Origin of the sequence: Emticicia sp. (genome assembly GCF_049241225.1) — a bacterium.
Lineage (GTDB): Bacteria > Bacteroidota > Bacteroidia > Cytophagales > Spirosomataceae > Emticicia.
In genome coordinates, this window is the sequence record NZ_JBMLRC010000489.1 from 1 (window position 1) to 7836 (window position 7836).

Sequence of the window (7836 nt, forward strand, 5' to 3'; positions counted from 1 at the left end):
TTTACATCATTCCAAAAATATCATTCATATTAAAGCCTCGGCGTTTGATGGCTTTTTGCTCCTGTCGATATTGGTCAATTAGAAATTTTACTTGGTCGCTATTTTTATAAAATGGTGCTTGTTTTTCCTCATTCTTGATGATTTTTTTCAAATTAGAAACTTCTTTCTTAAATTTTGTTTCCAAAGTTTGATAGCCATCTGAGCCAAAGCGTTCATAAAGTGATGGCCCAAAGAATGAACTTTGGCCAAATGATGTTACTTCCAAAAGTTCATCTTCTAATTCTTCAACTTGTTGTTTTAATAACTTTACATAGTATTTTAAACTTTCATCGTTGCTATGCTCGAAATCAGTACCCAAAAGTTCGAGCCTAAGGCGAAGTAAGTCAAATAAATCATCTTTTTCGTAGGCTTCGGTTATTCGGTGCATCAAAAGCGTTTTGCGTTCTTTTTCGAGTTCATCTTTTTCACGGTCTGGGTGAAAAGCCTTCACCAATTCCATGTAAATCTGTCGGCTCGTTTTATTCAAATTCTTTTCTTCCAGTCTTTGTTTTTCTTCTTTTTCAATTTGTTTAGCCGTTTTCTTCCGATTTGCTTTTCGTGCCTCATACTCGGCTTCTTCGGCTGCCATTTGCTGTTCGAAGTATTCTTGAAATTTTTCGGGGTCGCTTAGGTCCACATCATCATCAATCTGCATTCCAAACATTGACGAAAATGACTCCTTCAAAGTTTCAGATGCCATCTTGTTAGCTTCCTCGTTGGCTTCATCAAAGCTTATTCCATTATTGTGACGCGTAAATATTTCGTTCAATTCATCTGATTCTGTTTGGGTGATAAATTCACCAGCTCTTTCAAGAATTATTTCTGAGAGGGTTTCTTTGTCTCTTTTTTTGAAAATTCCCTGCTGATAGAGAGCATCAAGATAGATGATTTCTTTTACTTGAATATCAATCAGTTTTCTTTCTAAGGGCAGAATATCTGCCTGAATTTTTACCTTTATTTGTTCAATCTCAGACTTGACAAACTCAATTTCTTGTTTTAGCGAATTAATTTTTTTGATATTTGAATTAAATTGTTTTTGCAATTTTGTTAAAATTGCAGAATTCTCCATTCTTATTTGTATTAACTCAGCCATTGGTAATGATATATTTTAAAGAAATTAGTTTCTAAATTGTTATTTTTGCGAAAAACAAATAGGCTGAATATGAAACGACATTTTTCAGCGTTATAAAAACGAATGAAACACCTTGTACTGATATTGATATTTTTGTTGGCACTCCAAAGTTGCTATGTTTATCGCCCTTGTCCAGTTAAATCTTGCAAGGTAGAAATGGAACATAAACACGGTGGACGAACCTTCAACCCTCGCAAGATTTGGAAGGGCAAAATACATTATATCGGTGAAAAGGCCATGAAAGACCGTAAAAAACAACAAAAACTTCAGAAAGAACGCCGTAGAATGGAGCGTCAACGAAATTAGTATTCAGAACAAATCTAAGATTTGTTCTACTAAAAATCTAAATGACAATTTATCCAGCCTTCATCAAAGCGAGTTGGGAAATTTTTACGATAGAAATTAATGGCTGGTTCGTTCCAATCAAGTACTTGCCACATCATGCCGGTGCATTCAGTGTTTTTTGCTTCTTCAATTACTTTATCGAAAAGAAGTTTGCCGAGTCCATGACCACGCATCGCTTCCGTAACCACAATATCTTCGAGGTATAAACGCTTACCTTTCCAAGTAGAATAGCGGTAGTAATAGATTGAAATACCTTGAATTGTGCCATCAACTTCAGCCACAAAACAACCAAAAATCTTGTTTTTGCCAAATCCATCTTTGAGCATCATTTCTACAGTATTTGTCACTTGTTGAGGCTCTTTTTCATATACTGCCAACTCGTATACCAGTTCATATACTCGCTCAACATCGGCTTTTTTTATTTTTCTTATCTTGATTTTCATAGTTTTGGCCCCTAGCTCCAGGCTGTCCCTAAATTGGAGTTGGGAATTTTATTGATTAGGGATTTTTAATATTTTTGTTACTTAATTTTATTCGTTTTTCATTTTGGTTTATGAGTTAGGAACGTTCGTTGTTGACGTATCCTTCCCATTTTTCGAGAACTGCCTTGAAATCATCAGGTAATTCGGTATCGAATTGCATCCATTCTTTGGTTCGTGGATGTACAAAACCAAGAGTTTTGGCGTGAAGTGCTTGCCGAGGCATGACTTCAAAACAATTTTCTACAAATTTTTTATAGTTTGAAAACTGTTGTCCTCTTAAAATTTTATCACCACCATATTCTGAATCGCTGAAAAGTGTATGCCCCAAAAACTTCATGTGAACCCTGATTTGGTGCGTGCGTCCTGTCTCTAAATTACACTGAATCAACGAAACGTAACGCAAATCTTTCAGAATTTTGTAATGTGTAATTGATTCCTTTCCGTGAGAGGCATCTAAATACACCTCGCTTAATTTGCGGTTTTTCAAGCTTCGCCCAATGTGATTATGAATTGTGCCAGTTACCTCTTTTGGAACTCCCCAAACGAGTGCGTAATAAGTGCGTTCGATTGAATGGTCAGAAAATTGTTTGGCCAGAAACGTCATTGAAAAATCGTTTTTGGCAATCACCAAAAGGCCAGAAGTATCCTTATCAATTCGATGCACCAATCCTGGACGAATTTCTCCGTTGCGGTGTGTTGGAAGGTTTTTCAAGTAATACACCAATCCATTTACGAGCGTTCCAGACCAATTACCAACCGCAGGATGCACGACCATACCCGCAGGTTTGTTCACCACCATGAGGTCTTCGTCTTCATAGACAATATTGAGCGGAATATCTTCTTCGAGTAATTCATGGTCACGGGGAGGGCGTGGCAGCGAAAACGTAATTACATCGAGGGGCTTTACTTTATAACTTGCTTTTACGGTTATGCCATTTACCTTAATGGCCTCAGCGTCAATCGAATTCTGAATTTTATTTCGAGAAACATTCTTTGTGAAATGCGGCAAATATTTATCAAGTCGCATCATGACCTGACCTTTATCAACCACAATTCGCTGATGTTCGAATAGTTCATCTTCCTCTTCGTTTTCTATATTTTCTTGTTCTTCAATCATTATCCTTAAATTTACCGCAAATTTAAGATAAAATGACCGATAATTCTGCAAACATCACTTTCGCTGAGCAAATTAATCAAATTTTGACCTTGCCTTCGCCTTTGCAAAAAATAAATGATGATAAATTTACAGCTCATTGTATGGAAGTTTTTGTGAAAAGAGATGATTTGATTCACCCAGAGATTTCGGGAAATAAATGGCGAAAACTAAAATATAATTTATTGGACGCTCAAAAGCAGGGGATTCGCCAAATAGTAACTTTCGGAGGAGCCTATTCCAATCATATTTATGCAACAGCGGCCGCAGGCAAGTATTTTGGCTTTGAAACTGTGGGTATTATAAGAGGAGATGAATTGAACGAAAATTCTTCGGAAACACTCAGATTTGCTTCAAAATGCGGTATGAAATTACATTTTTTGACAAGAACTGAGTATCGAAGTTTGAGGGAGCAACCAGATGCTAATTGGATTATTCAATCTTACAGAAACGCAAGGATAATTCCTGAAGGTGGCACTACACCATTATCGATTAGCGGAGTAGGGGAAATGGTTGATGAAATTGTTGAACAATTGGGGCAAGCTCCCGATTATATTCTTTGTCCAGTTGGGACTGCTGGAACTATTTCGGGAATTATAGCCAATACCAATAGCCAAACTAAGGTAATTGGAGTCTGCGTCTTAAAAAACGGACAATATTTGTTGAATGAAATTGATACATTATTAAAAAGTAATACCATGTCAAACGTTAGCAGGGTTCTAAAACCTGCCAACATTAATTATGAAATTCTTTGGAGCGAACATCATGGCGGATACGCAAAAAAAACACCCGAATTAATTGATTTTGTTTCAAAATTTAATGCCGAGCATGATTTTGAAATCGAACCAATTTATTCGGGAAAAATGTTTTTTGCCTTCTATCAGCACTTTTTAGAAATCATTAAACCTAATTCAAAGGTCGTGCTGGTTCATACGGGAGGCTGCAGAAATAATGTTATTTTACCCTTGTATAACATTTGAATCATTTGTTAATACAATATTAAATACTTAATTGACTTTAAAACAACAAAAATAAGTCATATTAGATGCAGGGGCAATCAGTTTTGCACTTCCGCTACTCTGCGAAACCATTACTTTTAGTTGGTCATTGGCATTGAGTTGAATCAATCCAGAAACATCATCAGTATTATCATCGGTATTTGCAGTATTCTGACCACTCGGAATAAACTTACTTTTGATATTATTCCACCCTAAGCCTAATTTTTGAATGTTGATACTCCTTGCACCAGTGAATGAATCTTGCCATGTAACGGTTGCCGTGCAATTATAAATTCCACTTACGGGAGCTGTGAAAATGCCAGTACCAGTATCGTAATTGTTGGATAAATCAAATTCCTCTATATTATAAACCAAATCTGCGAAGGTGGTAACTGAAAAAGTGTTTCCTCTATATGCCGAAAATGCTACGTTTGAAGTAGTCGTCATTGGGACTAAATTTCCGTTAGCATCGGCTCCGACTGGTCTTGTCCCTGTACCTGCAAGGCTCGGAATCCAGACAGTTCCAGCATCGTTTACACCAAAACGCCAAGCACTTCCAATCCAAATACCTGCCGAGGCATCGTTGATATTCCCGAAAAATGAACCTTGGTCAGCTACGTTATCGGTTTTTGAGAACCAAATACCTGCGGTATTTCCGTTGTGCCTGATGCGGCTTCTGCCATTAATGTCTAATAAATAGCTTGGGACAGTAGCACCAATACCTACCTGACCATCGTGGTCTATTATTAGTCTTTCTGAGGGAGATACTGCTCCGTTTTGTGTTGTAAAAAAGGTCATTTTCACGCCATTAGCTGTACTTGTCCAGTTTTCGGTAGTAATAAAATTGATTCTGGCTTTTGATGCTGTGAATGCACCATTACTGTAACCAGCACCACCTAATCGCAGTAGATGTTGTCCATTTAATGTATTTGTAGGTGAGTTTTGTGTACCATCAGCAATTAGACCTAATACAAACGGAAGTTCGTTTCCATATTTTTTTAACTCTATATCATTACCATTCCCTCCGTTTCGTTGAAACTGGTTTGGGGTGAGAGTAACGGATTGCCCGTAGACAAGGTTTATAGCTAGAATGAGTAGAATTGATATTTTTTTCATTTATTTTATAGAGTGTAAGTGATTTTTATGCCTTTAATTGACATATCGGCTGACCAAGTAGAAGATACTCCTGCTGTGGTTTGTACTTCAAGAATTATTTTGTAACTAAACGAACTATTATCAACTGTTATATAAGAAGAATTAGGTGTAAAAATAATACTTTTTATGTCTGATGACGACGCAGAAACTAAACTTGTACCTGCATTTACAATAATTTGACTTGATGTTAAACCGAAACCACTTCTTGAAAAATAACATTGAAATTTCTTTGTATTATCTCTATTGATATAAAATAATTCTACTGCTGTAATGGTTGCCCCATGCGGTAAGTTAATTCCAGTAATAATATCATCAGTTGAGCCAACCGACATATTACAGTCACTGAAAGCATCACTCGCAATAAAAGTGCCGCTATTATTGTATCGAGGTTGAAATGATGATGGTGAAATTGCTAAATAATTTGTTTGAGAGTCAGTCGTTAGTGTTCCATTAACATCGGCAAAAACCTGACGGCTTCCTGTGCCTGCCAAATTTGATGAACGAACGTTTCCTATTACATGAAGAGCCGTCTGAGGGGTTGTAGTACCAATTCCTACATTTCCGCCATCAATGATACTTAGCCTTTCCACTAAGTTATTTGAACTTTGGTCAGTGTATGTAAAAAAGCCCATCCGAGCAAAAGACGCACTGGTTCCAATGGTTTTGATTGCTCCTGTAAAATATGAACCCGTTTTGAAAAATATTTCATTTTTTACATTATTTCCCAAAGCGGTCGAATTTGCTAAACTAAGTGTATTTGAAGCCGTATGACTCACACTAATCGGGACTGTTTCGAGTACTGTTGAATATGGGTTAAAAGCAAAAAAAGGCGTTGTATTATAAAACATTCCAAAAGTGTTCTCTTCACCAGCAAGGTTAGGTGTATAAGTGTTTTTGATACTGTAAACATTATTGAATTTGATTGAACTTGTAGCACTTGCTCCTAAATAAGTCATATTTGATAAACTTATTTCTGAGTTACCTGTTGTTCCAGTTCCAAATCCACTTTCACCAGCACCTACTATTCTTAGGGTTGCAGTACCACCGAATTTACGAATCGTTGTTTGGGAGGCATCTGCAGGTGTGATTGTTACTGATTGCCCGTGAGCTAAATTCACAACAAAAAGCAAAAGAATAAAGATTTTTTTCATGTTATTAAGTTTATTATGAATCAAAAGTTAGAAATATTACGGCAAACCTCCTCGAATCTCCTTCTTGAAATCTGAAATTCAGAGCCATCTTTCAATAAAATTTTCTTTGAGGTAGCATCAATATTTCTAAAAAAATGAAGATTGATGATACATGATTTATTCACTCGAATGAAAGGAAAAGTAAGAGCATCCTGATAATTTTTAAGCGAATACGACATCACTTGGGTTTGCCCGCTCTGCATATAAAATATCGTATAATTGGTATCTGCTTGCAATCTGATAATTTGCTTTGAAGCATCTTTAAGCAGTGTTTCGTGTTTTCTTGATGGCCTGTTTTTCATGGTATTTGTTTTGGGTGTTTTACATTGCAAATTTGACGATGTATATCTTCTCCGTCAATCGGATAAATATATGGTTTTGAGTAGAATTCTTGTGCTGGTTGACTGATTTACAATACTCTCGATAACCGTTCAAAATTACTTATCTACCAATAAGAAATAAATAGCAGAAATCTGTCATTTTCTTGCCGTTTAGTAAAAACTTTATATAAATTTGGTTACAAAAACCTAAAGTAGCTTAGTTTAAATGGATACTATTCACCTCAAACCACTTAGTCCAAAAGGCTTTATTGAGCAGTTCTTTACCGCAGACGACGGTCAAGAAAGTAAATATTACGATTTTTTTAAGTCTTCAATAGAGCAATTGAGCAAGTTTGCGATTGGACCGTATTACTGGTTTATCCCCGAAAATCACACGGGTAAAATCCTTCATATAAGTGAAAATTGTTGCGATTTAAGTCCTTACTCAAGCGAACAATGGCGGAATCTTGAGAATCCGAATGTGCAAGCTCCTAATATAATGCACCCCGACGACGTTCATTTTATCTATGCTGCAACGGGCTATGCAATAGAAACAGCCCAAAGTTTATACTTAAAAAAGCATCGTATAAATGCCAGTATTTATGCTCGTTTTCAGGGAATAGATAGAGATTTTAGGTGGATGCTGATGCAGATTCCTGATTTTTATTTCGATGAAAATTACAATTGCCACTCGGTACTGGTAGTGATGACGGATATTTCGCACCTGCCACCCCCTGCCGAAATCATGATGACCGTAATGGTTTCATCGCCACAACAAAGCCAACATTTTAAGGTATTTCCGTTCCAAAAACATACCCAAACGCTTGCTAAAGTCAATATTACCAAAAGAGAAACTGAGGTTTTAAGGCTGATGGCTCGTGGTCTGAAAACACCCGACATAGTGGCTGAGTTGGGGATTGCTTACGATACCGTCGAAAACCACAAACGTAATCTACGAGCCAAAACAAACACAAAAACCGCAGCCGAACTAATAAGTTTCGTGCTGCGGAATCATTTGGTAT

General features: G+C 36.7%; 9 protein-coding genes. 3 read left to right on the top strand and 6 right to left on the bottom strand.

What is annotated here, in order from left to right; genetic code table 11:
- Position 1: 1 nt before the first annotated feature.
- A complete protein-coding gene (locus ACOVO2_RS25410) occupies positions 2-1081 on the bottom strand; it encodes a hypothetical protein (RefSeq protein ID WP_421772673.1) in 1080 nt (359 codons plus the stop codon).
- A 153-nt stretch (positions 1082-1234) separates the two neighbouring features.
- Between ACOVO2_RS25410 and ACOVO2_RS25415 the strand changes: the two genes are divergently transcribed.
- Entirely contained in the window at positions 1235-1477 is a 243-nt protein-coding gene (locus ACOVO2_RS25415; RefSeq protein ID WP_421772674.1) for a hypothetical protein, read from the top strand.
- Positions 1478-1506: 29 nt separating this feature from the next.
- Here the strand turns inward: ACOVO2_RS25415 and ACOVO2_RS25420 are convergent, their stop codons facing one another.
- Entirely contained in the window at positions 1507-1959 is a 453-nt protein-coding gene (locus tag ACOVO2_RS25420; protein ID WP_421772675.1) for a GNAT family N-acetyltransferase, read from the bottom strand.
- 115 nt (positions 1960-2074) lie between these two features.
- A complete protein-coding gene (locus ACOVO2_RS25425) occupies positions 2075-3115 on the bottom strand; it encodes an RluA family pseudouridine synthase (protein ID WP_421772676.1) in 1041 nt (346 codons plus the stop codon).
- A gap of 32 nt (positions 3116-3147) precedes the next feature.
- Between ACOVO2_RS25425 and ACOVO2_RS25430 the strand changes: the two genes are divergently transcribed.
- Positions 3148-4131 (top strand): 1-aminocyclopropane-1-carboxylate deaminase/D-cysteine desulfhydrase, encoded by a 984-nt coding sequence (locus tag ACOVO2_RS25430; protein ID WP_421772677.1) that lies wholly within the window; start codon positions 3148-3150, stop codon positions 4129-4131.
- A gap of 27 nt (positions 4132-4158) precedes the next feature.
- Here the strand turns inward: ACOVO2_RS25430 and ACOVO2_RS25435 are convergent, their stop codons facing one another.
- From ACOVO2_RS25435 to ACOVO2_RS25445, 3 genes are read right to left on the bottom strand one after another with little or no spacing between them, the layout of a single operon-like run.
- The gene (locus tag ACOVO2_RS25435; protein WP_421772678.1) at positions 4159-5265 is read right to left on the bottom strand and encodes a C1q-like domain-containing protein; all 1107 of its coding nucleotides are present in this window, start codon (positions 5263-5265) and stop codon (positions 4159-4161) included.
- A 5-nt stretch (positions 5266-5270) separates the two neighbouring features.
- Positions 5271-6455: a hypothetical protein gene (locus ACOVO2_RS25440; RefSeq protein ID WP_421772679.1), complete on the bottom strand. Its 1185-nt coding sequence runs from the start codon at positions 6453-6455 to the stop codon at positions 5271-5273.
- Positions 6456-6475: 20 nt separating this feature from the next.
- Entirely contained in the window at positions 6476-6796 is a 321-nt protein-coding gene (locus ACOVO2_RS25445) for a LytTR family transcriptional regulator DNA-binding domain-containing protein (protein WP_421772680.1), read from the bottom strand.
- Between the two features lie 244 nt (positions 6797-7040).
- Between ACOVO2_RS25445 and ACOVO2_RS25450 the strand changes: the two genes are divergently transcribed.
- A partial coding sequence (locus ACOVO2_RS25450; protein WP_421772681.1) for a LuxR C-terminal-related transcriptional regulator occupies positions 7041-7836 on the top strand: 796 nt, incomplete at its 3' end.

Excerpts from the sequence above, each read along its gene's own strand:
- ACOVO2_RS25415 (WP_421772674.1), top strand. The coding sequence starts at position 1,235 with ATGAAACACCTTGTACTGATATTGATATTTTTGTTGGCACTCCAAAGT.
- ACOVO2_RS25420 (WP_421772675.1), bottom strand. The coding sequence starts at position 1,959 with ATGAAAATCAAGATAAGAAAAATAAAAAAAGCCGATGTTGAGCGAGTA.
- ACOVO2_RS25425 (WP_421772676.1), bottom strand. The coding sequence starts at position 3,115 with ATGATTGAAGAACAAGAAAATATAGAAAACGAAGAGGAAGATGAACTA.
- ACOVO2_RS25430 (WP_421772677.1), top strand. The coding sequence starts at position 3,148 with ATGACCGATAATTCTGCAAACATCACTTTCGCTGAGCAAATTAATCAA.
- ACOVO2_RS25435 (WP_421772678.1), bottom strand. The coding sequence starts at position 5,265 with ATGAAAAAAATATCAATTCTACTCATTCTAGCTATAAACCTTGTCTAC.
- ACOVO2_RS25440 (WP_421772679.1), bottom strand. The coding sequence starts at position 6,455 with ATGAAAAAAATCTTTATTCTTTTGCTTTTTGTTGTGAATTTAGCTCAC.
- ACOVO2_RS25445 (WP_421772680.1), bottom strand. The coding sequence starts at position 6,796 with ATGAAAAACAGGCCATCAAGAAAACACGAAACACTGCTTAAAGATGCT.